The sequence below is a fragment of the Sphingobium sp. B10D7B genome, assembly GCF_025961955.1.
Taxonomy (GTDB): domain Bacteria; phylum Pseudomonadota; class Alphaproteobacteria; order Sphingomonadales; family Sphingomonadaceae; genus Sphingobium.
Genome location: NZ_JAOQOQ010000001.1, coordinates 3,319,251 through 3,344,828, shown reverse-complemented (window position 1 = coordinate 3,344,828; position 25,578 = coordinate 3,319,251). Strand labels below are relative to the sequence as shown.

The 25,578-nt window shown below is 66.4% G+C and carries 26 protein-coding genes; 9 read left to right on the top strand and 17 right to left on the bottom strand.

Going from position 1 to position 25,578, the window contains the following annotated elements; genetic code table 11:
• Positions 1–27: 27 nt before the first annotated feature.
• Complete coding sequence (locus M2331_RS15725) at positions 28–1,347, bottom strand: Hsp70 family protein (RefSeq protein ID WP_181561143.1); 1,320 nt, start codon at positions 1,345–1,347, stop codon at positions 28–30.
• A gap of 65 nt (positions 1,348–1,412) precedes the next feature.
• Entirely contained in the window at positions 1,413–2,036 is a 624-nt protein-coding gene (locus M2331_RS15720; protein WP_181561142.1) for a J domain-containing protein, read from the bottom strand.
• A 50-nt stretch (positions 2,037–2,086) separates the two neighbouring features.
• Between M2331_RS15720 and M2331_RS15715 the strand changes: the two genes are divergently transcribed.
• The 3 genes from M2331_RS15715 to M2331_RS15705 are packed head-to-tail and all read left to right on the top strand — an operon-like array spanning position 2,087 to position 3,751.
• The gene (locus tag M2331_RS15715) at positions 2,087–2,371 is read left to right on the top strand and encodes a BolA family protein (protein ID WP_181561141.1); all 285 of its coding nucleotides are present in this window, start codon (positions 2,087–2,089) and stop codon (positions 2,369–2,371) included.
• Positions 2,334–2,846 (top strand): NUDIX hydrolase, encoded by a 513-nt coding sequence (locus M2331_RS15710; protein ID WP_220128588.1) that lies wholly within the window; start codon positions 2,334–2,336, stop codon positions 2,844–2,846. The genes M2331_RS15715 and M2331_RS15710 overlap by 38 nt, the downstream gene beginning before the upstream one ends.
• Positions 2,843–3,751: a tyrosine recombinase XerC gene (locus M2331_RS15705; RefSeq protein WP_181561140.1), complete on the top strand. Its 909-nt coding sequence runs from the start codon at positions 2,843–2,845 to the stop codon at positions 3,749–3,751. Before M2331_RS15710 ends, M2331_RS15705 begins: the two co-directional genes overlap by 4 nt.
• Positions 3,752–3,758: 7 nt before the next feature.
• Here the strand turns inward: M2331_RS15705 and M2331_RS15700 are convergent, their stop codons facing one another.
• The 4 genes from M2331_RS15700 to rsmI form a co-directional block, all read right to left on the bottom strand.
• Positions 3,759–4,370, bottom strand: a complete 612-nt coding sequence (locus M2331_RS15700; RefSeq protein WP_181561139.1) for a DedA family protein — start codon at positions 4,368–4,370, stop codon at positions 3,759–3,761.
• Between the two features lie 50 nt (positions 4,371–4,420).
• Complete coding sequence (gshB, locus tag M2331_RS15695; RefSeq protein WP_181561138.1) at positions 4,421–5,380, bottom strand: glutathione synthase; 960 nt, start codon at positions 5,378–5,380, stop codon at positions 4,421–4,423.
• A 92-nt stretch (positions 5,381–5,472) separates the two neighbouring features.
• Positions 5,473–5,847: a YraN family protein gene (locus M2331_RS15690; RefSeq protein WP_181561137.1), complete on the bottom strand. Its 375-nt coding sequence runs from the start codon at positions 5,845–5,847 to the stop codon at positions 5,473–5,475.
• On the bottom strand, positions 5,844–6,680 hold the full coding sequence (gene rsmI / locus M2331_RS15685; RefSeq protein WP_220128587.1) for a 16S rRNA (cytidine(1402)-2'-O)-methyltransferase: 837 nt from the start codon (positions 6,678–6,680) through the stop codon (positions 5,844–5,846). The genes M2331_RS15690 and rsmI overlap by 4 nt, the downstream gene beginning before the upstream one ends.
• A gap of 10 nt (positions 6,681–6,690) precedes the next feature.
• On the opposite strand from rsmI, the gene M2331_RS15680 reads away from it, so the two are divergent.
• A complete protein-coding gene (locus M2331_RS15680; RefSeq protein WP_181561135.1) occupies positions 6,691–7,905 on the top strand; it encodes a penicillin-binding protein activator in 1,215 nt (404 codons plus the stop codon).
• Between the two features lie 81 nt (positions 7,906–7,986).
• Here the strand turns inward: M2331_RS15680 and fsa are convergent, their stop codons facing one another.
• Positions 7,987–8,640, bottom strand: a complete 654-nt coding sequence (gene fsa / locus M2331_RS15675; RefSeq protein WP_181561134.1) for a fructose-6-phosphate aldolase — start codon at positions 8,638–8,640, stop codon at positions 7,987–7,989.
• 144 nt (positions 8,641–8,784) lie between these two features.
• Between fsa and M2331_RS15670 the strand changes: the two genes are divergently transcribed.
• Positions 8,785–10,953: a primosomal protein N' gene (locus M2331_RS15670; RefSeq protein WP_181561133.1), complete on the top strand. Its 2,169-nt coding sequence runs from the start codon at positions 8,785–8,787 to the stop codon at positions 10,951–10,953.
• A 76-nt stretch (positions 10,954–11,029) separates the two neighbouring features.
• Here M2331_RS15670 and M2331_RS15665 read toward each other — a convergent pair whose 3' ends face one another.
• The gene (locus M2331_RS15665) at positions 11,030–11,590 is read right to left on the bottom strand and encodes an LPXTG cell wall anchor domain-containing protein (protein ID WP_181561132.1); all 561 of its coding nucleotides are present in this window, start codon (positions 11,588–11,590) and stop codon (positions 11,030–11,032) included.
• Positions 11,591–12,295: 705 nt separating this feature from the next.
• Positions 12,296–13,339 (bottom strand): bifunctional DNA-binding transcriptional regulator/O6-methylguanine-DNA methyltransferase Ada, encoded by a 1,044-nt coding sequence (ada, locus tag M2331_RS15660; RefSeq protein WP_181561131.1) that lies wholly within the window; start codon positions 13,337–13,339, stop codon positions 12,296–12,298.
• A gap of 200 nt (positions 13,340–13,539) precedes the next feature.
• Here ada and M2331_RS15655 point away from each other — a divergent pair, with 200 nt between their 5' ends.
• On the top strand, positions 13,540–15,117 hold the full coding sequence (locus tag M2331_RS15655; protein ID WP_181561130.1) for a S1C family serine protease: 1,578 nt from the start codon (positions 13,540–13,542) through the stop codon (positions 15,115–15,117).
• Positions 15,118–15,175: 58 nt separating this feature from the next.
• On the opposite strand, the gene rnk is transcribed toward M2331_RS15655, so the two are convergent.
• The 3 genes from rnk to M2331_RS15640 all read right to left on the bottom strand — a co-directional run bounded on the left by rnk (position 15,176) and on the right by M2331_RS15640 (position 16,852).
• Positions 15,176–15,574: a nucleoside diphosphate kinase regulator gene (gene rnk / locus M2331_RS15650; RefSeq protein ID WP_181561129.1), complete on the bottom strand. Its 399-nt coding sequence runs from the start codon at positions 15,572–15,574 to the stop codon at positions 15,176–15,178.
• A 242-nt stretch (positions 15,575–15,816) separates the two neighbouring features.
• Positions 15,817–16,182, bottom strand: coding sequence for a hypothetical protein (locus tag M2331_RS15645; protein ID WP_181561128.1), 366 nt, complete (start codon positions 16,180–16,182; stop codon positions 15,817–15,819).
• 4 nt (positions 16,183–16,186) lie between these two features.
• A complete protein-coding gene (locus tag M2331_RS15640) occupies positions 16,187–16,852 on the bottom strand; it encodes an EI24 domain-containing protein (RefSeq protein ID WP_181561127.1) in 666 nt (221 codons plus the stop codon).
• 129 nt (positions 16,853–16,981) lie between these two features.
• Here M2331_RS15640 and M2331_RS15635 point away from each other — a divergent pair, with 129 nt between their 5' ends.
• Positions 16,982–17,992, top strand: coding sequence for an adenosine kinase (locus M2331_RS15635; protein WP_181561126.1), 1,011 nt, complete (start codon positions 16,982–16,984; stop codon positions 17,990–17,992).
• Positions 17,993–18,021: 29 nt separating this feature from the next.
• On the opposite strand, the gene M2331_RS15630 is transcribed toward M2331_RS15635, so the two are convergent.
• Genes M2331_RS15630 through M2331_RS15610 form a run of 5 tightly spaced genes read right to left on the bottom strand, consistent with a single transcriptional unit; the run spans position 18,022 to position 23,359 of the window.
• Positions 18,022–18,261: a ribbon-helix-helix domain-containing protein gene (locus tag M2331_RS15630; protein WP_264583839.1), complete on the bottom strand. Its 240-nt coding sequence runs from the start codon at positions 18,259–18,261 to the stop codon at positions 18,022–18,024.
• 8 nt (positions 18,262–18,269) lie between these two features.
• Positions 18,270–18,992 (bottom strand): acetoacetyl-CoA reductase, encoded by a 723-nt coding sequence (phbB, locus tag M2331_RS15625; RefSeq protein ID WP_181561125.1) that lies wholly within the window; start codon positions 18,990–18,992, stop codon positions 18,270–18,272.
• A gap of 34 nt (positions 18,993–19,026) precedes the next feature.
• Positions 19,027–20,049, bottom strand: a complete 1,023-nt coding sequence (hemH, locus tag M2331_RS15620) for a ferrochelatase (protein WP_264592424.1) — start codon at positions 20,047–20,049, stop codon at positions 19,027–19,029.
• Positions 20,046–22,325, bottom strand: a complete 2,280-nt coding sequence (locus M2331_RS15615) for a xanthine dehydrogenase family protein molybdopterin-binding subunit (protein WP_181561582.1) — start codon at positions 22,323–22,325, stop codon at positions 20,046–20,048. The genes hemH and M2331_RS15615 overlap by 4 nt, the downstream gene beginning before the upstream one ends.
• A 20-nt stretch (positions 22,326–22,345) precedes the next feature.
• Positions 22,346–23,359, bottom strand: coding sequence for an Mrp/NBP35 family ATP-binding protein (locus M2331_RS15610; RefSeq protein ID WP_181561124.1), 1,014 nt, complete (start codon positions 23,357–23,359; stop codon positions 22,346–22,348).
• 124 nt (positions 23,360–23,483) lie between these two features.
• On the opposite strand from M2331_RS15610, the gene hflK reads away from it, so the two are divergent.
• Complete coding sequence (gene hflK / locus M2331_RS15605) at positions 23,484–24,608, top strand: FtsH protease activity modulator HflK (RefSeq protein WP_181561123.1); 1,125 nt, start codon at positions 23,484–23,486, stop codon at positions 24,606–24,608.
• Positions 24,605–25,450 carry a protease modulator HflC gene (hflC, locus tag M2331_RS15600; RefSeq protein WP_181561122.1) on the top strand — a complete coding sequence of 282 codons (846 nt, stop codon included), beginning with the start codon at positions 24,605–24,607 and terminating at the stop codon, positions 25,448–25,450. The genes hflK and hflC overlap by 4 nt, the downstream gene beginning before the upstream one ends.
• Positions 25,451–25,578 lie beyond the last annotated feature (128 nt).

Below are 25,578 nucleotides of genomic sequence, written 5' to 3'. Positions count from 1 at the left end.
GCCCTGTCGATAGAAGGTAGGGTTCCATCAGGCGGAGCAGACCGCCCATTCCGCCGGATCGTGCTCCAGCCCGATCAGCGCGAGACCGTGCGCGATGGACGTCAGTTCTCCGCCGGTCGCGATCCGCTCGGCACCGAACCGGCGTTCGAATATGGCGCGAATCGCGGGGATGAGCGACGATCCGCCTGTGAGGAACACGCGGTCGATGGCGCCGGCGTCCAATGCGGCGTCTGCCAGGGCCTGATCGACCGTCTCCTCGATCCGCGCGACATCCGGCGCGATCCAGCGCTCGAACTGGGCGCGCGTCACATCGGCATCGATCACCAGATCATCGCTTTCGAAGCGGAAATGCGCTTCATCCTCGCTCGACAGCGCACGCTTGAGCTGGCCGACCGCATCGTACAGCGCATAGCCGAGCTCCCGCTCGATGATGGCGATCATGCGCCCGATGGCGGCGGGATCGACGGCGGCGCGCTGCAGCCGCGCCAGCTCTTCCAGGGTCCGCCGGTTGCGCATCAGCGCGAGTCGGGACCAGTCGGCAAAGTCCGCGAAATGGCTGCGGGGAATTTCCAGAACCTTGTCGAAGGAGCGATAGCTGCTGCCCTTGCCAAGCATGGGAAGCACGAGATGATCGACGATGCGGTAATCGAACCGGTCGCCCGCAATGCCGATGCCGGCATGGCCGAGCGGCTCGCAGCGCCGCCCGTCGCCGGCGGGACGCATCCGCACGATGGAGAAATCGCTCGTGCCGCCGCCGAAGTCCGCGACCAGAACCGTCGCTGGCTCCGACAGACGGCTGGCGAAGCTGAACGCCGCGCCGAGCGGTTCGTAGACATAATGGATATCGGTGCCGAAGGTGCGGAACATGGCATCGTAGCGGGTGCGGGCCAGCGCCTCATCCGGTCGCGAGCCAGCATAGCGCACCGGTCGACCGACGATGATCCGTTCGGGCCGCTCATCCGGCCCGGAGCCCAGCGCGCCACCGGCATGGGCGACCATGCGCTCCAGAAAGGCCTCGCCCAACTGCTCGAAGGTCATGCGCTGGTCGAAGATGCTGGCATGATCGAACAGCGGGCTGGCGGCGACCGACTTGAACGACTGGATGAAGCGCGAACCCTGCGGAAATTCCAGATACTCAGCGATAGCCCATGGCCCTGCCTCGCGCGCCAGCGCCGACCGGCGATCGCCCTCTTCCCAGAAGCAGAGCGCGGACCGGAAGACAGCGCCCGTCGCCTTGTCGCCCGAGAACTCCAGCATATGCGACGTGCCGTCTTGGGCAATCGCGGCCACGCTATTGGTGGTGCCGAAGTCGAAGCCCATCGCGCGGGCCGGCGTGCCGGTCGCCATATCAATCACCTTCCTGAAAGCGGGCCGGCGCCTATGGCAGCGTAGACCCGGCGCGGCAAGGTCCGTCAGGCGAAGGCCGGCGCCTTGCGGAGATGGGAATAGGCCGCGATCACGTCTTGCAGCGCTTTCTCATGCGCGCGGTCGCCGCCATTATGGTCCGGATGAAAGCGGCGGACCAACTCGGTATAGCGAGTGCGCAAGGCGCGCCGGTCGGCATCGGTCGAAAGGCCAAGCGTCTTAAGGGCAGACCGATCCGCGCCGGACAGCGGCTTGCCATCCTGCCGTTGCGCGGTTTCCGCTGCCCGCATCTTGAAGCGGGCGCCGATGGCATCGAGCGGATCGGAGAAATCGGCCCAGCGCGGCGGCGGCGTGCCACTGGCCGCGGCCGACGAAAAGGCCCGCGTCTCCCGCTCCCAGCCGCCATAAGGGCGCTGCGCCTGCGTGATCTCCTCCGGGCTCATCCCCTTGAAGTAATTATACTCGGTGTTGAACGCGCGGATGTGCTCCAGGCAGAACCAGCGCCATTGCGGCGGACCATCGGGTGCGCCGCGCTTTTCCTCGGGCGGCGCGCGGAACTCACCTGCTTCCATGCAGCCGGGATGCGAGCAGCGGCGCGCCTCACCTTCCACGCGGCCGTGAAAGCGCGTGTGGCGGCGCGATGCACCCTGATTGAACCCCGACCCTGACACGACTGTCTCTTCCCTGTGGCTGCGTGACCCAAAACGCCTATATAGGGCGCATGGTTGACGCTTCGCTAGGCCCGGTCGGGCAAGAGATCGCACAGCGGCTGGAAAATGCCCTGTCCCCGCAACAGCTCGCCGTCATCAATGACAGCGCCAAGCATCGCGGCCATATGGGCGATGATGGCAGCGGCGAAAGCCACTTCACCGTGGAGATCGTCGCCGACTCCTTCACCGGCCAATCGCGCGTTGCGCGGCAGCGCATGGTCAACGCGGCGCTCGCCGATCTGCTGCGTGAGAAGGTGCATGCCCTCGCCATTCGAGCCCGCGCGCCGGGTGAATGAGCAGGTGAATGAGCGGGGCGTGACCCGTCGCGCGAAACGTCCGGCGGCCCGTCTGCTGGTCACCGATCCGCAAGGACGGCTGCTGCTCTTCCGCTTCACGCCCGATGATCGCCGGCCTTTTTGGGTGACGCCCGGCGGCGCGGTCGATCGGGGCGAAACCTTTGAGCAGGCCGCGCGGCGCGAACTACGCGAGGAGACCGGGCTCGACCTCGAACCCGGTCCGCTCGTGGCGGTGCGCCATGTCACCTTCGTCACGCTCGAGGGCATTCCCGTCGATGCCGAGGAGCGCTTTTACGCGGTCCCCGTCGCGGAGGCGCGAATCGATACGGCAGGCCATACCGATCTCGAAAAGGCCGTCATGCTCTCGCACCGCTGGTGGACGCCACAGGAGCTGGCCGCCCATGACGAGGCCTGGTATCCGGTCGATCTGCTGGACATCTGGCAGGAGCTGCTCGCCGGCACCGTGCCGTCATGACCGGCGAAACGCGGGCAGGGCTGCTGGAAGGCTGGCGCGCGCATCTGGCGGAAGGCCGGCGGCGCTCGCTTCACACCGTGCGCGCCTATGTCTCCACCGCCGAACGCCTGCTCGACTGGATGGCGGACATGGACGGCCGCCCGCCCACATCGGCGGCCCTCACCAAGCTGACGACAAGCGATTTGCGCGCCTATCTGGCGGCGCGCCGGGCGGAAGGCATCGGCAACAGTTCGGCGGCGCGGGAGCTCTCGGCCCTGCGCGCCTTTCTGCGGTTCGTGGGCGGCGAGGGCGCCACGATTCCGGTAATGCGCGGGCCGCGCGTCAAGCCCGGCGTGCCGCGACCGATCAGCCCGGATGAAGCCGTCGCGCTCGCTGAGGACATTGCCGAAACCGCGCGCGATGGATGGATCGGCGCGCGCGACTGGGCCGTGCTGATGCTGCTCTACGGCGCGGGCCTGCGCATCAGCGAAGCCTTGGGACTGACGGGCGATGCCCTGCCGCTGGGCGAGACGCTGCGGGTGCTCGGCAAGCGGGGCAAGACACGGGTGGTGCCGTTGCTGCCGCAAGTGCGCAGCGCCATCGAGGATTATATCGCCCTCTGCCCCTATCCCACGGGCAAGGACGCGCCGCTGTTCCGGGGCGCACGCGGGGGGCCGCTCTCCCCTGCGCTGATTCGCCGCGCCGTGCAAGGTGCGCGCGGGCGCCTCGGTCTGCATGATCGCACGACGCCGCATGCACTGCGCCACAGCTTCGCCACCCATCTGCTCGGGCGCGGCGCGGACCTGCGCTCCCTGCAGGAACTGCTCGGTCATGCCAGCCTGTCCTCGACGCAAATCTACACGCAGGTCGATGCGGCGCATCTGCTCGATGTCTATCGCAACGCGCACCCCCGCGCGGAAGGATAAGACATGATTACGGCCGGTCGCGCGGCTCGCTCTTCCAGGTGAACAGCCGCCAGAGATAGCCGACGACAAGAAACGCCACTGCGATATTGGTCAGCGGGCCGAGATAATCATCGATGCGCTCGAACCGCACGCCAAGATAATAGCCGGCCCCGACCAAGACGACGTTCCAGATCAGCGCGCCACCGGTCGTCCAGATGACGAAGCGCCAGAACGGCATGGCGAACAGCCCGGCCGGGAGCGAGACGATCGTGCGGAACACCGGCATGAAGCGGAAGATGAACACGATCTTGTCGCCATGGCGCAGGAAGATCCGCTCCAGCCACTCGACCTCCCGCCACCGCAACGTCGCCCAGCGGCCATAGCGCTCGACCAAGGGTCTCAGGCGCGCATAGCCGAGGCAGAGCCCCAGATAATACCAGAAGAGATTGCCGATGGTGGTGCCGATGGTCCCCGCTGCCAGCAGCGGCACCACATCCATCTTCCCCTGGCCGACGCGAATGCCGCCAATGCCCATGATCAACTCGGACGGAATGGGCGGAAACACATTTTCCAGCACCATCAGCAGGGCGATGCCCCAATATCCGCCGGCATCGATCAGATGAACGACCCAATCGCTCATCTGTCGTCACCCATCATCGGCTTATCAATCATCTGGTTGTTGCAGCAGCCTCAGGCCGCCCGCTCCGCCAGCCGGCGCTCGACCGCATCCCAGATCATGCCGCCGGTATCCGTGCCGTTGAAGGCATCGATAGCGACAATACCGGTCGGTGAGGTCACATTGATTTCGGTCAGCCATTTACCGCCAATGACGTCGATGCCGACGAACAGCAGGCCGCGCTTCTTGAGTTCCGGCCCCAGGGCGGCGCAGATCTCCTGCTCCTCCGCCGTCAGCTCGGTCTTGGCGGCGGTGCCGCCGGCGGCCAGGTTCGAGCGGATCTCGCCCTTACCCGGAATGCGATTGATCGCGCCGGCCACTTCACCATCGACGAGGACGATCCGCTTGTCGCCTTGCGCCACGTCCTTGAGGAAAGCCTGCACCATGAAGCTTTCGACCCACATCTCGCCGAAAAGTTCCACCAGAGCGGCGAGATTGGCGCCATCTGCGCCGACGCGAAAGACGGCCGAGCCGGCATTGCCGTACAGCGGCTTCACGACGATCTCGCCATGTTCGGCAAGGAAGTCGCGCGTTTCCTCAAGGCTGCGCGTGATCATCGTCGGCGGCATGAAGCGCGCGAAATCCAGCACGAACAGCTTTTCCGGCGCGTTGCGCACGGCCGCCGGATCGTTGACGACCAGCGTCTCGCCTGTGATTCGCTCCAGCAGATGTGTGGCGGTGATATAATTGAGGTCGAACGGCGGATCCTGCCGCATCCAGACCACATCGATATCACGGCCAAGGTCCAGTCGGACCGTCTCACCGAAGCGATAATGATCGCCCTCGACGCGCTGCACCGTCACTTCGCGCGCCTGCGCATAGAGCCGTCCGCCGCGCCAGCTCAGATCATCCGTGCGATAATGATAGAGCCGGTGCCCCCGCGCCTGAGCCGCGATCATGATGTGGAAGGTCGAATCGCCGGCAATGTTCAGCGACTCCATCGGGTCCATCTGCAGAGCGACCTTGAGCGACATCCGTTCTTACCTTCCACCGTTCGGGCTGCTTCAAGCCCTGTTCTTGTTCTGAACCGAGACGCTGACACGCGACGCAACCGGGACCGCAGGCGCTAGCCGCCGTGCCAGACATTTTCCAGATGGCGTGGCCGATGACCCGGCGCAAGCAGCATCACGTCGATGCGCATGTCATCATCCGGCCCCAGCCAGTTATGGGCGACCGCTTCCGCCGCCGCCGCGACGCGCGCCAGCCGCCGCTCATCGATCGCTTCATCGAGCAGCGCCTCGCTGGCCCGCGTCTTCACCTCGACGAAGGCGACGATCTTGCCGCGCCGGGCAATCAGGTCGATCTCGCCGGCGCGGGTGCGCACCCGCCGCGCGAGGATCGTCCAGCCCTTGAGCCGCAACCACCAGCCCGCGATCCGCTCGCCCTGCCGGCCGCGCTTCTCGGCGACGAGCCGCGCCGGCGTGGGCGGGCTGCCTTTCACTTCCCCTTGAGCTCCATGGCGCGCGCGTAGAGCGCCTTGCGGTCCGCCCCCAATGCGCGGGCGACTTCGCCCGCCGCTTGCGAGACGGTCAGCCGCTCCAGCGCGTCGCGCAGCGCCGCATCGATCTCGTCGGCTTCCGGCGCGGCGCGCTCTCCCGGCGGGCCGACCACCAGCACAATCTCGCCCCGCGGCTCCTTGTGCGCGCAGGCCGCCGAGAGCTCGGTCAGCGTGCCGGTCAGGCTTTCCTCATAAGCCTTGCTGATCTCTCGACAGAGCGCAGCCGGGCGATCGCCCAGCACGGTCGCCATAGCGGCCAGCGACGCCGCACAACGTGGCCCGCTCTCATAGAAAACCAGCGTCGCGCGCAGACCCGCCACCTCCGCCAACGCGTCGGTTCGCGCCTTGATCTTGGGCGGCAGGAAGCCCATGAACAGAAAGCGGTCGCTGGGGAGGCCGGAGAGCGTGATCGCCGCAATCGCCGCGCAGGGACCGGGGACCGTATTCACGGATCGGCCTGCCGCACGGGCGTCTCGCACCAGCTTGTATCCCGGATCGGAGATGAGCGGCGTTCCCGCGTCGGATAACAGCGCCACCGCTTCGCTCGCCATGCGCTCGACCAGACGGGCGCGAACCCGCTCATCGCTGTGGTCATGGTAGGGAATCATGGGCCGGTCGGACCCGGCGTGGCGCAGCAATTTAGCACTGACCCGGCTGTCCTCCACGGCCACCACATCCGCGCCTTGGAGGACCGCGGCAGCGCGGGGCGACAGGTCGGACAAGTTGCCGATCGGTCCCGCAACGATATATAGGCCAGGCTCAAGTGAAGCGGACATGAGGTGTGCCATGGCAGAGAGGAGCCTTGCGGGGCAAGTGAGGTTCGACATCGCGGCTGGAGGCACCCCGACGCCCCGTCGCATTCTGCAGGGCATTGTGCTGATCGGCGCCATGCTGCTGGCGGCCTGTACCCGCGTGGTGCCACCGGCGCAGCAGCCTGCTCCGCCACCCAAGACACAGCAGCCGGATGTGACGCAGGGCCTGCCGACCGATACGGAGCGTCACCGCATTGCCCTGCTCGTGCCGATGAGTGGCACAAATGCCGGCGTCGGGCGCTCGCTGGCCAATGCCACCACCATGGCGCTGCTGGATACCAAGACCGAGCGGCTGCGCGTCACCACATATGATACCGGGCGCAACGCGGCCGAGGCGGCGCGAAAGGCCGTGGCGGAGGGCAACAAGCTCATCCTCGGCCCGCTGACGGCGGACGAGGTGCGCGCTGTCGCGCCGATCGCACGCGCAGCCAACATCCCGGTGCTGAGCTATTCCAATGACGAGAGCGTCGCCGGCAACGGCGTCTATCTGCTCGGTTACAGCCCGGAGCAGTCGGTCTCGCGCGTCGTGCGCTTTGCAAGGGCGCGGGGCCTCAGCGATTTCGCGGCGCTCGTGCCGCGCGGCGTATATGGCGAGCGGGCCGGCAAGGCGTTTCTCAGCGAGGTGAAAGCCGCCGGCGGCACGGTCGTGGCGATGGAGACATTCGATCGTTCCGCCAATTCGGTGCAGTCGGCGGTCCAGCGCCTGTCGGCCAGTTCCAGCTATGATGCGCTGCTGATCGCCGATGTCGGTCGCATCGCGTTGCAGGCCGCGCCGCTGGTGCGCACCGCCGGCGCCAAGGACGCGCGTATTCTCGGCACCGAGCTATGGGCGACCGAATCCGGTCTTTCCGCCAGCACGGCGCTGCGCGGCGCCTGGTATGCTGGCGTATCCGATGGTCTCTATCGTACGCTCGCCACCAAATATCGCTCATCCTACGGCACGGCGCCTTACCGCCTGGCGTCGCTAGGCTATGATTCGGTGCTGCTCACCGTGCGGATCGCGCAGGACTGGAAGCCGGGCACGGCCTTCCCGGCAGCGCGGCTTCGCGACGCCGAGGGCTTCGCTGGCATCGATGGCGCCTTCCGCTTCGGCCGGGATGGGATCGCGGAGCGCGCACTGGAAGTCCAACAGGTCGGCCCGAGCGGATCGACTGTGGTAGATGCCGCGCCGAAAGGTTTCGGGCGGTAGATCGCACCAGCCTTTGAGCCGAAGAAAAAGGCCGCTGCCTCCCGGGAGACAGCGGCCCTTCTTATTGGACTGCAGTAGGACTTAGAGGATCGACTGACCCGTCTTCTCCCAGTCCGAAGCGAAAGCGGCGAGGCCCTTGTCGGTCAGCACATGGTTGACCAGCGACTTGATGACCGCCGGCGGCGCCGTGATCACGTCCGCGCCGATCTTCGCGCATTCGAGCACATGGATAGGGTGACGCAGCGAAGCCGCCAGAATTTCAGTCTCGAAGGCGTAATTGTCGTAGATCAGCCGGATGTCCTCGATCAGCCGCATGCCGTCGAAGCCATTGTCATCGTGCCGTCCCACGAAGGGCGAGATGAACGTCGCGCCGGCCTTGGCCGCGAGCAGGGCCTGATTGGCCGAGAAGCACAGCGTGACATTGACCTGGCAGCCATCCTGCGTGAGCGCCTTGCAGGTCTTCAAGCCATCGATGGTGAGCGGCACCTTTATGCAGACATTCTCGGCGATCTTCCGGAGCACAGCGGCTTCCTTCATCATCGTCTCATGATCGAGCGCCACGACCTCCGCCGAGACGGGGCCATCGACCAGCCCGCAAATCTCTTCCACCACTTCAAGGAACTTGCGGCCCGATTTGTGGATGAGGCTGGGATTGGTCGTCACGCCGTCTAGCAGGCCAGTGGCGGCAAGCTCGCGAATGTCGGCAGTGTCGGCGGTATCGACGAAGAATTTCATGGCCAGAGGTTCCCGGTTGTGGAGAGATTGGCGCCGCCTATAGCGCCGCACGCCCCCGGATGTAAGGCCCGCCTGCCGTGCGGAGGCGCAAGCGAGGCCGACGATGCCATTTCCTCCGAGCCACACAGTCTCTAAGGCCGGGGCATGACCCGCGCCCGGATCATTCTGCTCAACGCAGCGCTCGGCCCGCTCGACTACCGGGTGCCGCATGGCATGAGCGTGGAGCCCGGGCAGATCGTCGTCGCCCCGCTGGGTCCGCGCCCGATGATCGGCGTGGTGTGGGAAGCGGACCGCTTTCCGGACGTCGCGCCGGTCGGCGACAATCGTCTGCGCCCCATTACCGGCGTGCTGGATGCGCCACCTTTGCCCGCTTCGCTGCGCCGCCTCATCGAGTGGACCGCCGATTATTATCTGGCTCCGCCCGCTGCCGTGCTGCGCATGGCGCTCGCCTCCATGTCCGCACTGGATGGCGAGAAGACGGTGGTGGAATATCGTCCAACCGGCGCCGTGCCGGATCGCCTGACGCCCCAGCGCGCGCAGGCGCTGGAACGCATCGGCGAGCGACAGGGGCTGGTGCGTGAACTCGCCGCCATTGGCGAAGTCAGCGACGCGGTGATTCGCGGGCTGGTGAAGCAGGGCGCGCTGGAGGCCGTGGAGGTCTCCACCGATCAGCCCTATCCCGATCCAGATCCCGACTTCGTGACCGTCACGCTCAGCGCCGACCAGCAGGCCGCGGCCGACAGGCTGACAGAGCATGTTCGCGCCCATGCCTTCCAGACCGTGCTGCTCGATGGCGTCACCGGATCGGGCAAGACGGAGGTGTATTTCGAGGCGCTGGCCGAGACTCTGCGGCAGGGCAAGCAGGCGCTGGTGCTGCTCCCCGAGATCGCGCTGACTGAGCCGTTTCTCGACCGGTTCACCGCCCGCTTTGGCTGTGAGCCGGTGCCCTGGCATTCCGGCCTCAAGCAATCCGACCGGCGTCGCGCCTGGCGGGCGATCTCGCGCGGTGAGGCGCAGGTGGTGGTGGGCGCGCGCTCGGCGCTGTTCCTGCCTTATCCGAAGCTCGGCCTCATCATCGTGGATGAGGCTCATGAAACCAGCTTCAAGCAGGAAGAAGGCGTGCGCTACCACGCGCGGGACGTTGCGGTGATGCGCGGCATGTTCGAGAGCTGCCCGATCATCCTCGCCTCGGCGACGCCGGCCATCGAGACGCGCCATCAGGTCGCGCTGGGGCGCTATGAAGAGATTGCCCTGCCCAGCCGGTTCGGCGGCGCCGAACTGCCGGAGATCATCGGCCTCGACCTGACGCGCGACCCGCCCGACCGGGGCCGATGGCTCGCGCCGCCGCTGGTCAAGGCCATGGCGGAGACGCTGGAGCGTGGCGAGCAATCCTTGCTGTTCCTCAACCGGCGCGGCTATGCCCCGCTCACCCTGTGCCGCCATTGCGGCCATCGCTTCCAATGCCCGCACTGTACGGCGTGGATGGTCGAGCATCGCCTGACCCGGCGCCTCGCCTGCCATCATTGCGGCCACAGCATCCCCACGCCCGACGCCTGCCCGGAATGCCATGAAAGCGATGCACTGGTCGCCTGCGGCCCCGGCGTCGAGCGCATCGCGGACGAGGTGAAGCTTCTCTTCCCGCAGGCACGCACCGCCATCGTCACCTCCGACACCTTATGGTCTCCGGCTCGGGCGGCTGCTTTTGTGCGGGACGTGGCCGGCGGGGCCGTGGATATCATCATCGGCACGCAATTGGTCACCAAGGGCTATCACTTTCCCGAATTGACGCTCGTCGGCGTAGTCGATGCCGATCTCGGGCTGGATGGCGGCGACCTGCGCGCCGCTGAACGTACCTATCAACAGATCATGCAGGTCTCGGGGCGCGCGGGGCGCGGCGAGAAGCCTGGACGGGTCTTCATCCAGACCCGCGCTGCGGAGGCACCGGTGATCCGCGCCCTGCTCGATGGCGATGGCGCGCGTTTCTACGCGATGGAGACGGAAAGCCGACGAATCGCCAACGCGCCGCCGTTCGGGCGCTTCGCGGCAATCATCGTCAGCGATACCGACGGAGCACTGGCCCGTGAGACGGCCCATCGAATCGGGAAGATCGCGCCCCATCAGGATGGTCTGGACGTTTATGGTCCGGCCGAAGCGCCTCTGGCCGTGCTGCGCGGTCGACACCGCTTCCGACTGCTCGTCCACGCCCGGCGCGGGGTGGATCTGCAGGCCATCGTCCGCAAATGGCTGGGCCAGATCGATTGGAAGTCTACGACGCGGGTGAGCGTGGATATCGATCCCTACAGCTTCGTCTGATTGCGAACGGCGCTGTAATGAAACAGCCGCTCCTCGTTACGAAGAGCGGCTGCATCTGAATCTACTGACCGGGAGATCAGGTCGTGCGCGGCTTTTGGGTCGGGCGGACGGTCGTCCCGCCGAAGCTATAAACCGTCTGACGCGCAGGGGCTTGCGGCTGGGTTGCGGGCGCTTCCGCGGTCTGGCGGTCCATCGTCGCCGGCGCAGCCTCAGGCAGAGCGCCTTGGCGCATCAGGAAGTTGGCGCGACGCAGACGATTCTTGCGGGTAAGAAACGGGTTTTCCCGCGACGGCGCCGCCGCCACCTGTTGTTCCAGATCGCCCTCGCGGACCACAGTGGAGCGCTGCATGATCGGAGCAGAAGAATCAACCGGGGCACGCGCCGCTCCAGCAGGTGCATAGGCTGGGCTCACGACCGCATCCTGCTTCGGCGTGATGACGGGTTCACGGATCACCTCCCGCTCCATCGCATCTGCTTCCATCTCACGATCATAGGTTTTGCGGCGACGGAAGGCCATGAAGCCGGCCCCGAGAAGCACGAGCGCACCAGCACCACCGATGATGATCGCGGTGTTATCGCTAGAAGCAGCCTCACCGGTGTTTTCAAGCGGCGCGGGTTGCGGCGTCTCACTGACCATCGGCGCCGTAGTCGCAGGGGCTGCCTCAACCGCCTGGGGCTGGGCTTCAGCCGGCGCAACAGTATCGCTGGCGACCGGCTGCGGAGCAGGTTCACGCGCCGCAGTCGGACGCGTCGATTCCGCGCGGGCACTCGATGTGCGCTCGGCAGGCGCTGAGGTCGTTTCCGAGGATGTCGGGGCAGCCTGACGCGCTTGGGAAGGGGTATCAGCAGTACCCGCGGTTGTGGCTTCCGGAGCAACGATGGGGGCGGTCGTTAAGGCGCTCGATGAAGGCGCTGCCGGGCTCTGCGTGACGATCGGAGCCACGGTCGTCAGCGGCGGCGCGGTTGTCGGGAGCGGGACCGCCGTAGGCGCACGCTGCGCATCCGGAATCACGATCTCACTACCAGCGGGATCGACCGCGGGTGAAGCGGTTCCGGCCTCCTGCGCCAGAGCCGAGGTGGAGCCAAGCGCCAAGACGGCGGCAATCGCGGTCAGCGCTGTACGAGGGGTTTCATGGTTACGTGTCATAGTGAGGAAAAAACCGCCGAACATGCCTGCTGGTTTCGCGTCCCCCGGCTGAATCCGGCCAGTTGTTAGGCAATGGCGACAAGTTGAACGCAAAATTTACTTGGCGGCCGGCGCGTAAGCTAATGAGTTTTCGTTGTTTTTTCGCCACTGATCTATTGGGGGCCGACGCTATCCTCATGTTCCCGCAGTAAAGTCCTACTTCTGCCGTTTTTCCTTCTCCAGCAGGACCGTCTTGCGATCCGTCCCATAGGCATAACCACCCAATCCGCCATCGCTGCGCAGAACCCGGTGGCAGGGAATGAGCACCGCCAGCTTGTTATCACCACAGGCCGACCCCGCCGCGCGGACGGCAGCCGGCTTGCCGACCGCAGCCGCGATCTGCGTGTAGGTGCGCGTTTCACCGATGGGGATCGCCCGCAAGGCCGCCCATACCGCCTGCTGGAATGCTGTGCCGGCGACATCGACCGGCAGATCCACCGCCCGTGAGGGATCATCCACCAAAGCCACGACCTGCGCCACCAATGCTGCAAAATCGTTATCACCAGCGACGATCGTCGCGCGCGGGAAATGCCGCCGAAGGTCGCTTTCCTCCTCATCGAAGCTGATCCGGCACAGGCCCTTGTCGGTCGCCGCGACCAGCATGTCGCCCAGAGAGGTCGCCGTGACCGTGAAGCGAATCGTCACGTCCGCGCCGCCGTTGCGCCAGGCGGACGGTGTCATGCCAAGTCGCGCGCGCGCGTCGGCATAAGCGCGGCTGGGTGCTTCATAGCCGGCATCGTAGATCGCATCTGTGATCCTTTCAGTCTTGTGGAGCGCGCGCGTCAGCCGCTCCGCCCGCAAACCGCGCCAGTAGGCCGCGGGCGAGACTCCGACGGCCCGCTTGAACAGGCGCTGGAAATGGTGGGGCGCATAGCCGACGGCGCGTGCCAATTCGGCCAGAGGCGGCATGACGTCACCAGCTTCCAGCAATGCCAGCGCTCGTGTGATGGCAGCGCGATCCGGCGCGACATCGTCCGGCCGGCAGCGGAGACATGCCCGATAACCCGCCGCTCGCGCCGCCATGCCATCCGGCAGGATCGCGACATGGTCTGGCCGGGGACGGCGCGCCGGGCAACTCGGGCGGCAATAGATGCCGGTCGTCTTGACCGCGACGACGAAACGCCCGTCCATACGGCGGTCGCGCGCCGCGAAGGCCGCCCATGCCGTCTCTTCATCAATGGCCGGCGCGGTGGCGGGCATAACGGTTTTTCCTGTCTCTTCCGAAATCGAGCGCGGGCTATCCGATGTAAGCGGGCCGGTCGTGCTCACGCAAGGCGCGGGGTCAGCCGCAGGTCCTTGTCGCACCGGCAATGCCGGTAAGCTTCCCGTAAATTGCGTTCAAAGCGCGTGGACCGTGAAAACCTCTGTCGAGAGCTCGAAGGGCGCGTTAAAGGTTCCCCATGATCAAGCCTCGCACCGGACTGTTCGGCTCCTTCAAAGCGGTCCTCCATCTCGCCCTTGCGCTGCTGCTACCTCTTGCCCTGACGCCGGCACGGGCAGATGTGCAGGACATCGCCGCCGCCTCGCGCAGCGTCGTGCGGGTGGCGCTGGTGGCAACGGACGGCCAGAATGCCTATTTCGTGGGCCATGGCAGCGGCGTCATGATCGCGCCGGGGCGCGTTCTCACCAATGCGCATGTCGTCGAACTCGCCCGCAGCGAGTCCAACATCGTCATCGGCATCATCCCCTCCGAGGGAACGAACAGTTATGGCGGCCGCATCCTGGCCTATTCGCCGGGCAATGATCTGGCGTTGCTGGCGGTCGACGATGCACCGTCGATCCCCATCGCGACCTTTCTGGCCGGCCCGGTGGAAGACGGCACGCGGGTGACCGCCATTGGCTATCCCGGCTCGGTCGATCGCGCGCAGGGCATGAGCATTGAGGATATCATTCGCCCGATGAGCGCCGTGCGCACCTCTGGCAATGTCTCGGCAGGGCGCGCCTCCCGCCAGTTCGACACCGTGCTGCACACCGCCCCACTGGCGGCGGGAAACAGTGGCGGGCCGCTGGTGGACGATTGCGGCCGCGTCATCGGCATCAACAGCTTTGGCTCGCTCTCGGACGGCAGCGATGCTGAATATGGTTTTGCGGTATCGACGCGCGAGATTGCGAGCTTTCTGCGGCAGGCCAATGTTCAGGTACGCCGATCCAGCGAAACCTGCCGATCCATGGCGGAAATCGATGCCGCCCAGCAGGCCGCCGACGAGCGCGCTCGGGCCGAGGCGGCGCGGCGGCAGAACGAAGCCGCCCTGAAGGACCGCGAACGCGCCATCGCCGCGCGCGAGCAGGCCCAGCAGCAGGTCATCGCCCGGCGCGAGAACATGATCGCCATCGCCGCGCTGCTTCTCGCCGCTGCCGCTCTCACCGGTGGTGCCGCCGTACTGGGCCAGTCGCGCGGCAACATCCGCCACGCCCGGCGCTTTGGTGGGGCGGCAGGCGTGCTGCTGCTGGCTGCAGTGCTGACCTTTGCGCTGCGCCCGAGTTTCGACAGCGCCGACGCACCGGCCGAGCCGCTGCCGGATGCCGGCAATGCGGTCGGCAACGAGACGGACGGCGCGGCGTCGGCCGAAAGCGGTCGCTGGCTATGCCGGCTCGAACCGGGGCTGAGCCGGGTGACCGTCTCGGAAACGGCGGACCTGAGCTTTACTTGGACGCAGCAGGGGTGCCTTGACGGGCGCACCCAGTTCCAGAACGGCGCGACCGGTTGGTCCCGCGCCCTCGTGCCGGCTGACGAGGCCGCTGTTTCGGTGCGGCGCTTCGACCCCGCTATCGGCCGCTACCGCACCGATAACTATCTCGTGAGCGCACAGAGCGCCGCCGAGATGCGCGCGCTGCGGGACAAGATCGGCTGGTCCGGCTGCTCGAGCGACCCAGAGCGGCTCGCCAAGCTGATGCAGATTCAGGGCGAGATCGAGGCGCGTCTGCCATCCAGCCCGAACGAGCGCCTCGTCTATCACTGCGAGCGACAGGTGCCGTAGACGGCGGGACCAGGCACAGCGCCCTAAGTCCCGACGCCCGGCCTGCCCACATGGCGCTTCAGTGGCTGACGGACTGGATGCGCAGCCGCCGCCGCTTGCCGCTGCGATCCGGCCAGTTGATCGACTGACCCTCGCGCAGGCCGATCAGCGCCGCGCCGATCAGGGTGAGGATGGAGACGCGCCCGGCATTGATGTCCGCCTCGCCGGGATAGACGAGTTGGACAGACCGTTCGGCGCCGCTTTCTTCGTCGATGAACGACACCGTGGATTGCATCCTCACAACATCGGGGCCGATCTGGCTGGCGGTCTTCACTGTCGCGCGCCCGATTTCGTCGAGCAACAAGGCGCTGACCTCGGGAAACCGGTCTTCGGCGCCGAGCGCCAGTTCGGTCAGGCGATCGGCTTCGGTGTCGATCATATGGATGGCCGGCCTGCGGCCCGCCTGTGTGTTGGTCATGGAAGGATCTTTCAAGATGGAGGGCCAGCGCCACCTGTTGGGGGACGCTGGGCAAGATGCGCGAATTCACCCCGACAGTCGGGGCGAGACGCGCCGACTCCCGGGGCTATCGTCCCGTGAGGATCTGACCTCGATAAGATCGGTTGCCCGACGGGCAACGAGGCTGGCCAACATGCTCAGTCATGGCTGCAAGCTGTCATTGCCTGATCGGGAAGTCAATCGACGCGCCCCGGCGCGCCATCCTAGCGCCTGCGGAGCAGGCCCGCGCAGGCAGCGGCGTCCATGTCATCGCCCGTGCTGTTGCGTGCATCGACATGCGTCACAACCGGCTCCCGATTCGCGGCCGGGGGATAGAGATAGGCATCCAGCACGCACTGGGCGTTGGCGAACTGCAGCTTGCGCACCGCAGGATCGCGAATGTCCAGCCGAGGCTCCCCGAAGAGCCGTTGCAGGCCCCGCGCATCCGCCCCGACGATGCCGCCCGGCTGGGGCCGTTTGGCCGGCGCATAGCCGACCGCGGGCGCCTGGCCGCCAGTCTGCGGGACCAGCGACGCGCCGCAGCCGGAGAGGAACAGGGCAAGCAGGGGAAAGCCAAAGCGCAAGAGCATCTGTTCAGGTCTTCCGCCGCGCGTGGAACATGTGCGCGGCCATAGCCACGCTCCAGATCGGCGCCAACAGGTTCACGACGGGTGGCAGGAATAGAAGCGCCGAAACGAGGCCCAGCTGCCAGCGCTGGCCAGCGGTGAACGCCGCAAGACCGGGATGCCGCCCCTCGATGAGTTCGGCAAGGTCGCGGCCGAGCAGATAGGCATTGAGCACGAGGAACAGGATCGGCGCGCCGACGCCTGTGACCAGCAGCGCTACATAGAGCGGCAGCACCGCCAGATTCCAGCCGACCGCGCGGCCGGCCGAGCGCAAGGCGATCCGCATTTCGGTGGCGAAAGGCACGGCCGCCGCCTGCGCATGGCGTGTGGGATAGTCCGTCTGCTCGACCACCGCCACGATGCGATCCGCATAGAGTCCAACGATGGCGATGGCCACGGCGCGAAACAGCAGCCAGCCGATGACCAGCGCGATTGCGACGGCGAGCGCTGCGCCGGCGAAACCGTCTGCATCCAGCCAGCCGGTCCGGGTCAGCAGCAGGCGCAATCCAAACCAGACGCCCGCGCCGATAAGTGCAAAGATCGCCACGGTGATGGCGAGACTCTGCCAGAGCACCGCGCGAATGCCGGGCAACAGGATTTGCGGGAGGGCGCGCAGCAAGGCGGGAAACACCATGGGACAGATTTTGCCCGAGCACGCGCGGCGGTCAAGCGGCCGGCGTTCCTCATGCCCTGCCCCACGCTGCTTGCCGGGGCGAGATCAGGCGGATAAGGACGGGCTTTCTCCTGCCCTGCCTCATCCTTCATGAAGGAATGCCTCTTGTCCGAAGCTGTTCTTGATGTCGTCGCCATCGGCAATGCCATTGTCGATGTGATTTCCCAGGAAAACGATGCCTTCATCGCCAGCCGCGCGCTCACCAAGGGCGGGATGCAGCTTATCGATGCCGACCAGGCCGAGGCGCTCTACGCCGATATGGCGAGCGGCCTTGAGATTTCCGGCGGGTCGGCAGCCAATACACTGGCCGGCATGGCCGCACTGGGCAGCAAATGCGGGTTCATCGGCCAGGTCGCCGACGATCAGCTCGGCCGCATCTTCGCGCACGACATTCGCGCGCTGGGCATCCGCTATGACACCGAGGTGGCGAGCGATGGCCCGCCCACCGCGCGCTGCCTCATCATGGTGACGCCCGACGCTCAGCGCACGATGAACACCTTCCTTGGCGCATCCCAGTTCCTGCCCGCGGCCGCGCTCGATCTCGACATGATTCGCTCGGCCCGCATCCTCTATCTTGAGGGCTATCTGTGGGACCCCGAGCAGCCCCGCGCCGCCATGCGCGATGCCATCGCCGCCGCGCGCGAGGCGGGCCGCGAGGTGGCCTTCACGCTGTCCGACGCGTTCGTCATCGAGCGCCATCGCGAGGATTTCATCAACCTGATCGACGGCGGCATGATCGACATCCTCTTCTCCAACGAAACCGAGATCTGCTCGCTGGCGCAAACGCAGGACTGCGAAAAGGCCATTGCACGCTTTGCGGACAAGCTGCCGACGCTGATCGTCACCCGCAGCGAGAAGGGCGCCATCGCCATCCAGAACGGCACGCGCTATGAAGTGGCGGCAGCGCCCGTCGAGCGGGTGATCGACACGACCGGAGCGGGCGATCTCTTCGCCGCTGGCTTCCTGACCGGCCATGTGGGTGGGCAGGACCCGACGACCTGCCTCACGCTCGGCGCCATCGCCGCTGCAGAGGTCATCTCACATTATGGCGCGCGGCCCGAGGCCGATCTCAAGGAACTTGCCGGCGCGCTGCTCGCCTGAGGCTTGGCAGGCGCCGGAACACCCGGCGCTTATCCTGCGCGCACCAGCAACCAGCACCGGATCGCGCTGGCGAGATTGGGCGGCTCGCTCTGTTGAATCCGCTCGGCATCGATGCGGGCGACGAGCGCGCTCAGCGGCAGGTCCACTGCGCGAGCGCTGTTTTCCAGCGCCCGCCAGAAGACGGGCTCCAGGCTGATCGAGGTGGTATGGCCGGCAATGGTCATGCTGCGCTTGACCGGGCCGGCATAAAGCGGTGGCGTCTCTTCCACCGCCCGACTCAATACATGTGCTGGCCGCCGTTGATCGACAGGGTCGATCCGGTCACGAACCCGGCATCCTCGCTGCACAGGAAGGCCACGCCGCGCGCGATTTCTTCCGCATGGCCCAGACGCCCGACGGGAATGCGCGCCACGATCTTCTCCAGCACTGCGGCCGGCACGGCCGCGACCATGTCGGTATCGATATAGCCCGGCGCGATCGCGTTGACGGTGACGCCATATTTGGCGCCTTCCTGAGCCAGCGCCTTGGTGAAGCCGTGGATGCCCGACTTGGCGGCGGCATAGTTCACTTGGCCATATTGGCCGGCCTGCCCATTGATCGACCCGATATTGACGATGCGACCCCAGCCCCGCTCGCGCATGCCGGGGAAGGTGGCCTTGGCCATGTTGAAGCAGCCGCCGAGGTTGATGCGCATCACCTCGTTCCAGTCCTCGAAGCTCATCTTCATGAGCACGCCGTCTCGCGTGATGCCGGCGTTGTTCACGACAACGTCGATCGGACCAAGGTCGGACGCGACCTGGGCGCAGCCATCGAGGCAGGCCTGATGATCACCCACGTCCCACGCGTAGGACCGAATGCCGGTCTTGTCCGTGAAGGCCTTGGCGCGCTCGCTATTGCCCGCATAGTTGGCAGCGACCTCAAACCCCTTCTCGCGCAGTGCCAGACTGATTGCTTCGCCGATGCCGCGGGTTCCGCCGGTCACGATCGCTACTCTGCTCATTCAATGCCTCTCCTGCGCGTCATCAAGGGTTCGGTCAAATGCTGGACGGCTCCACCCAGCCGGCAAGTTCTCGCCCGAGAAGCTGCCGATACATGGCAATAGCGTCCGCCTGAGCGTTAAGACAGGGCAAAAAGGCGAAATGCTCGCCACCCGCGGCGACGAAGCTCTCCTTGCCGCGCAGGGCGATTTCCTCAAGCGTCTCCAGGCAGTCCGCCGAGAAGCCGGGCGTCATCACCGCGACCGAGCGCACGCCCTGGCCGGGCAGTCCCTCAAGCACGGTGTCCGTCGCCGGCTCCAGCCATTTGGCGGGGCCGAAGCGGGACTGGAAGGTGACGATGATCTCACGCCCGAGCGCCTCGCCGAGCAGGCGGGCCGTCTGCACGCACTGCGCATAATAAGGATCGCCCAGTTCGCGGGTGCGCTTGGGCATGCCGTGGAAGCTCACCAGCAGGCGATCCGGGGCGAAGGGCAGGGCCGCCAACTGGCTTTGCATGCGGGCGCGCAATGCCTCGATATAGGCAGGATCGTCAAAATAGGGCGGCAGGGTGCGGATGGCGGGCTGCCACCGCATCGCTTCCAACGCCTGACCGACTGCATCCATCACGCTCGCCGTCGTGGCGCCACAATATTGGGGATAGAGCGGGGCGATGAGAATGCGCTCGTGGCCGCTCTCTTTCAGCGCGGTCAGACGGTCGGCGATGGATGGCGCGCCATAGCGCATCGCCCAATCGACTGTGATCGCATCCCCCCAGATGACCCGCAGGCCCCGCGCCGTATCCCGCGTGTGCATCGCCAGTGGGGAGCCATCGTCCGTCCACACCTGCTGATAGGCATGCGCCGACTTGCGCGGACGCACATTGAGCACGACACCGCGCAAGATCGGCTGCCAGACTGCCTGCGGAATCTCGACGACGCGGGGATCGGACAGGAACTCGCGCAGATAGCGCTTCACCGCTGCCGGCGTCGGTGCATCAGGGGTGCCGAGATTGACGACCAGCACGGCCACTCGGCCCCCTTGAGCGCCCATGGCGCCGCCCGTCATCTGCGATTCGTTCATCCATCCTCTCCCATGACCGGCAAGCGACGGTAACGTCGCCCCGTGACCGTCGCCAACGCACTGGCGAGCGCTGGCGCAACCGCCGGCACGCCGATTTCCCCAAGGCCGGACTGGGCCGCGCTGCTGTCGATGAATTCCACGCTCACCTCCCCCACATCCGCCATGCGTGGCAGGGCATAATCGCCAAGCTGCAGACCGGCTGGCAACGATCCGGCATAGGCCGGCGCGCCACCGAGCGCCATGGCGAGGCCGAAGATCAGTCCCCCTTCGATCTGCTGACGGGCGATCCCCGGATTGATCAGCTTCCCGCAATCGGCGACCGCGCAGATTTTCTTCACCGCGACCCGTCCCTGCGACAAGCCGGCCTCCACCAGCACCGCGATGTGGCCGCCAGCCATGCTGTGGCAGGCGATGCCCTGACCGCTGCCCAGCACGCCGCCCTGCCAATCGCCAAGCGCGGTGACGGCGGTGAGGCATTGCGCCAGACGGGGATTGTTGCCGAGCAACTGCATCCGGAAGGAGAGCGGCTCGATCTGCGACACCACCGCCAGCTCGTCGATGAAGCTCTCGGAAAAGAAGCAGCCATAGCTGTCCGCATTGCCCCGCCAGCGACCCGTCGCCAGCGCGAGATCGGCAGGGAAATGATCCACCGCGAAATTGGGGATCGTATAGGGCAGGTCCATGCCGGAGACGGCCAGAGCATCGGCCTTGCCTGCCGTGTCGGCCCGCGCCTCCTCCCGAGTGCGGCCATGCGCGATCCGCCGCCACTGCTGGGCCAGCGTGGCGGGTGCAGCCACCTTCGCGGACCAGCCCTCGATCAGCCCGGTCGGCCCCAGCTTGGCGACCATCCGCGCGCGGGCCGGCGGCCGCGGATAATCGCGGATGATGTCCTCCGCGCGGGACCACATGAGCTGCACCGGGGCATTGGCGGCACGGGCGATGAGCGCTGCCTGGACGCCGGCATCGACCTCCATCTTAAGCCCGAAGGAGCCGCCCGCGAACAAGGGATAAATGGTAACGTCCCGGGCTAACACGCCCAGTGCCTTGGCCACGGCATCGCGAGCCAGCGTCGGGGCCTGGGTAGGCATCCAAAGCTCCACGCCCTCCGGCCGCACGCGCGCGGTCGCCGCCATGGGTTCGAGCGCGAGATGCAGCGCCGGCGCCACATCGTAGGTGGCGCTGACGACCTGCGCACCGGCAAAGACCGGCTCCAGATCGCCACGGTGGAAATAGCGCCCGCCCTGGCCGCTCTCGAACGCGGCTTCCAGCGCGGTATCGATGACTGCATCGTCCAGCTCCGGCCCATCGAGCCGGAACACGGGATCGAGCCGGCTCAACGCCTGATTCGCCGCCCACCAGGTGCGGCCGGTCACCGCGACCCAGCCTGCCTCCCGCACGATGTCGATCATGCCAGGCACCGCGCGCGCCGCCGCCTCGTTGATTGATTCGAGCGCGATGGCATTGACTGGCCCCTGCCGAATCGAGGCGTAGATCATGTCCGGCAACCGAATGTCGGCCGCGTAGTTGGCCGATCCGTCGATCTTCGCCGGCACATCCAACCGGGGCGCTTCGGTGCCGATCAAGGCATCCTCGCGCCCTTCTGGCCGGAAGGGCAGCGGCTCGGGCGGCGTGAAAGCGGCGGCCTCCTCGGCTAGCGCGCCGATCCGCGCCTTGTTCGTCCCATCGCTGACAATCCCCGCGACAATGTCGCAGCTTTCCCAGCCGACGCCCCAGCGATCGGCCGCCGCCATGCAGAGCAGCACCCGCGCGGTTGCACCGGCCTCGCGCAAGGCGTCGCGGAAATTGGCAACCGAGGTCGCCCCACCCGTCAGGACCAGATTATACCGACGCGCATATTCCTCGATCGCCCGATCGCTCAGATCCCCGAACTGCTCGGTGACCGGCCCGGAGAACCAGTGCCGCAGGAGCGTGGGATTGGCGTAAAGCGGTCCGGGCGGGGCGGGCTGGACCGCGACGGTGCGCCAGTCAGCGCCGAGTTCATCCGCAACGAGTTGCGCGAACAGCGTGAAGACGCCCTGCCCCAGCTCCGCTTGCGGCACCATGACGATGACCTGCCCATTCCGGTCGATCTTCAGGAACGCGCCGAACGCGGTCTCGCTCTCCGTTGCATCCGCGGTTTGCGCGTAGTCGCGCGGCCAGAGCCCCCAGGCCAGGGCCAGTCCGCCGCCTGCCGCAGCCCCGATCAGGAGCGTTCGGCGGTTTATGGATGAACGAACCCCCTTGCCGGACTTCTCTGCGCCGCCGCCGCTGCCCATCCTGTTGCGCGGCGTCCGCATCAACCGGCCGTAGCGCCCGACCCGTTTCGATCGAGCCAGCGGGCGACGCGCTCGGCAATGGCGCGGAACGGCTGGCCAGCCACGCCCTCATCCGCAGCGGGCGGTTTGCCGGCATCCGATGCGGTGCGGACTGCGATATCCAGCGGCACGCGCCCGAGGAACGGTAGACCCATTTGCGCGGCGCTCGCTTCTGCTCCGCCGGACCCGAACGGATCGGATACCTCGCCGCAATGCGGGCAGACATAGCCTGCCATATTCTCCACCATGCCGATGACCGGCACCTTCGCCTGATCGAAGAAGCTGACCGCGCGCGTTGCATCGATCAGCGCCAGATCCTGCGGCGTGGAGATGATCACCGCCCCGGCCGGCTTGTAGCGCTGGATCATGGTGAGCTGCACGTCGCCTGTGCCCGGCGGCAAATCGACCACCAGAAGGTCGATGCCCTGCCAGTCCGCATCCAGCAATTGCCCGAGTGCATTGCCGGCCATCGGACCACGCCAGGCAATCGCCTGCCCCTTTTTGGCGAGGTGGCCCATGGAGAGCATCGGGATGCCATAAGCGTTCTGAACCGGGAACAGCCGGTTGCCTTCCGCCTTGGGTTTGGCATCCTCGCTATCCAGCAAACGGGGCAGAGAGGGGCCATAAATGTCCGCGTCCACCATGCCGACACGCTTGCCGAGCGCCTTGAGGGCAACGGCGAGGTTGACCGAAAGCGTCGACTTGCCGACCCCGCCCTTGCCCGACCCCACCGCGATGATCGTAGGGCGCGCGGCGCGTTCCGCCGTCATCGCGACCCGGACATCCTCCAGACCGAATTCGCTGGTCCCCGCGGCAACGAGTTGCGCAGCAAGGGAATCACGCTGCTCTGCGTCCATTCCGCTCACATCCAGCACCAGGCTAAGGACATTGTCGCGCAGGCGAAGTCCCCCGGCGCGGCCCGCAGCCAAGCCTTCGATCCGGGCGGTCAGAGCGGGAGGAAGGGCGGACGCATCATCGATCGGAGAGTCAGTCATGCGGGCGCTCTAGAACATGCCGACTGTTTTGTGAATCGAAGAGCGCCCGAATACGCCCTCACTAAGGGGCAATTATCGCAGCACGGCCCTGTATTTCCGCAAAGACCGTCCCTATAACCACGGCATGAGTAAGGAATTGATGGAAAATCCCGGCCAGACTTTGCCAATGAGCGAAGGTGGTCCTTGGGGCACGCAGGGCGAGGAGCCGTCTTCCGGCAAAGGCAAGGAAGGTCCGCGCAACCCGTGGACCCCACCGCCCCGGGATGACCGAGGTGGCGCGGATTCGCGCGGCCCGAGCGCAATCGATGAGTTGATGCGCCGCGCGCGGGACAGCTTCGGCGGCCAGGGCGGCGGCACGCCGCGCAGCCCCGGTGGGCGCGCGATCTGGTTCTATGCCGCCATCGCCATCGTCGTGCTGTGGATTGCCACCACCAGCATTCACAGGATCGGCCCGCAAGAGCGCGGCATCGTCTCCATCCTGGGCAGCTACAGCCGCACCCTTGGCCCCGGCATCAACTGGTCGCTGCCGGCGCCGCTCGAAAATGTGACCATCCTCGACGTCGAAGAGATCCGCACCGTCGATCTCGGCTCGGCGGGCGATGAGTCAGAGAAGCTGGTGCTCACCGGGGACCAGAACATCATCAATCTGGGCTATTCTGTCCGCTGGAATATCCGCGACCCGCAGCAATATCTCTTCCAGATCGCCAATCCTGAGGAAACGATCACCGCCGTTTCCGAATCCGCCATGCGCGCAGTGGTGGCGACGGTCTCGCTGACCGACGCACTCGGCGCCGGACGTAATGCGATCGAGGCGCAGGTGCAGGAGCGGATGCAGCAGATTCTCGACAGCTACGGCGCGGGCGTGCGCATTCAGGGCGTCGCCATCAAGCAGGCCGATCCGCCAGCCGCCGTGAACGATGCATTCAAGGAAGTCAGCGCTGCGCAGCAGGCTGCCGAAACCTATCTCAATCAGGCCCGCGCTTATGCGCAGCAGCTCTCTGCCCGCTCGCAGGGTGAGGCCGCCGCGTTCGACAAGGTGTATGAGGAGTATCGCCTCGCACCCGACGTGACGCGTCGCCGCATGTATTATGAAACCATGGAAAGTGTGCTCTCCGGCGTGAACAAGACCATTGTCGAAACCCCCGGTGTGACGCCCTATCTGCCGCTCCCAGCCCTTCGCCCCCGCGCGAATGTGAGCGTGGAGACGCCTGCACAGCCGCAAGCCCAGCAGCAGGGAGGCGCACAATGAACCTCTCCTTGCGCAACCCCATCCTGCTGGCCGTTCTGGCGACAGTCGGCCTGATCCTGCTGGCCAGCACCTTCTCCATCGTGCCGGAAACCAAGCAGGCCGTCGTGCTGCGCTTCGGCGAACCGGTCCGCATCTACAATGCCTACAAACCCAATGAGGTGTTCGGGAACACCGGTGCCGGCCTCAAGGTCCGGCTGCCCTTCGTCGACCAGGTCGTTTGGATCGACAAGCGCGTGCAGTCGGTCGCCATGGAGCGCCAGCAGGTGCTCTCCACCGATCAGCTGCGCCTTCAGGTGGATGCTTTTGCGCGCTATCGCATCGTCGACCCCCGGCGCATGTTCATCTCGGCCGGTAGCGAAACCCGGGTCGAGGACGCGCTGCGCCCCATCCTGGGTTCGGCCCTGCGCAACGAGCTGGGCCGCCGCCGCTTCGACCTGTTGCTCAGCCCCGAGCGCAGCGAGGTGATGAACAACATCACCAACAGCCTGAACCGGGTCGCGCGGCAATATGGCGCGGAGATCATCGACGTGCGGATCATGCGCGCTGACCTGCCCGACGGCACGCCGCTGCAGAGCGCGTTCCAGCGGATGCGCACCGCGCGCGAGCAGGAGGCGCTGACCATCCGCGCAGAGGGCGCCCGGCGCGCCCAGCTGATCCGCGCCGATGCCGATGCCGCCGCAGCAAAGGTGTATGCGGCCAGCTTCGGCAAGGATGCGCAGTTCTACGATTTCTATCGCGCCATGCAGTCCTACCGGACGACCTTCGCCGAAACCGCACCGGGCGAGACAAGCGCCGTCCTGTCCACGGACAACGACTATCTCCGCCAGTTCCGGGGGCGCTAAGGCTGATTGAGGGCGCGGCGTTTTTACGTCGCGCGTTGACCATTCAATGCCCGTTCATCCGGGCGATTCCATGGCCGGTGGGTCACTCCCCGGCTCCGGGCCTTCCCTTCCGGAACACCCGGCGAAAG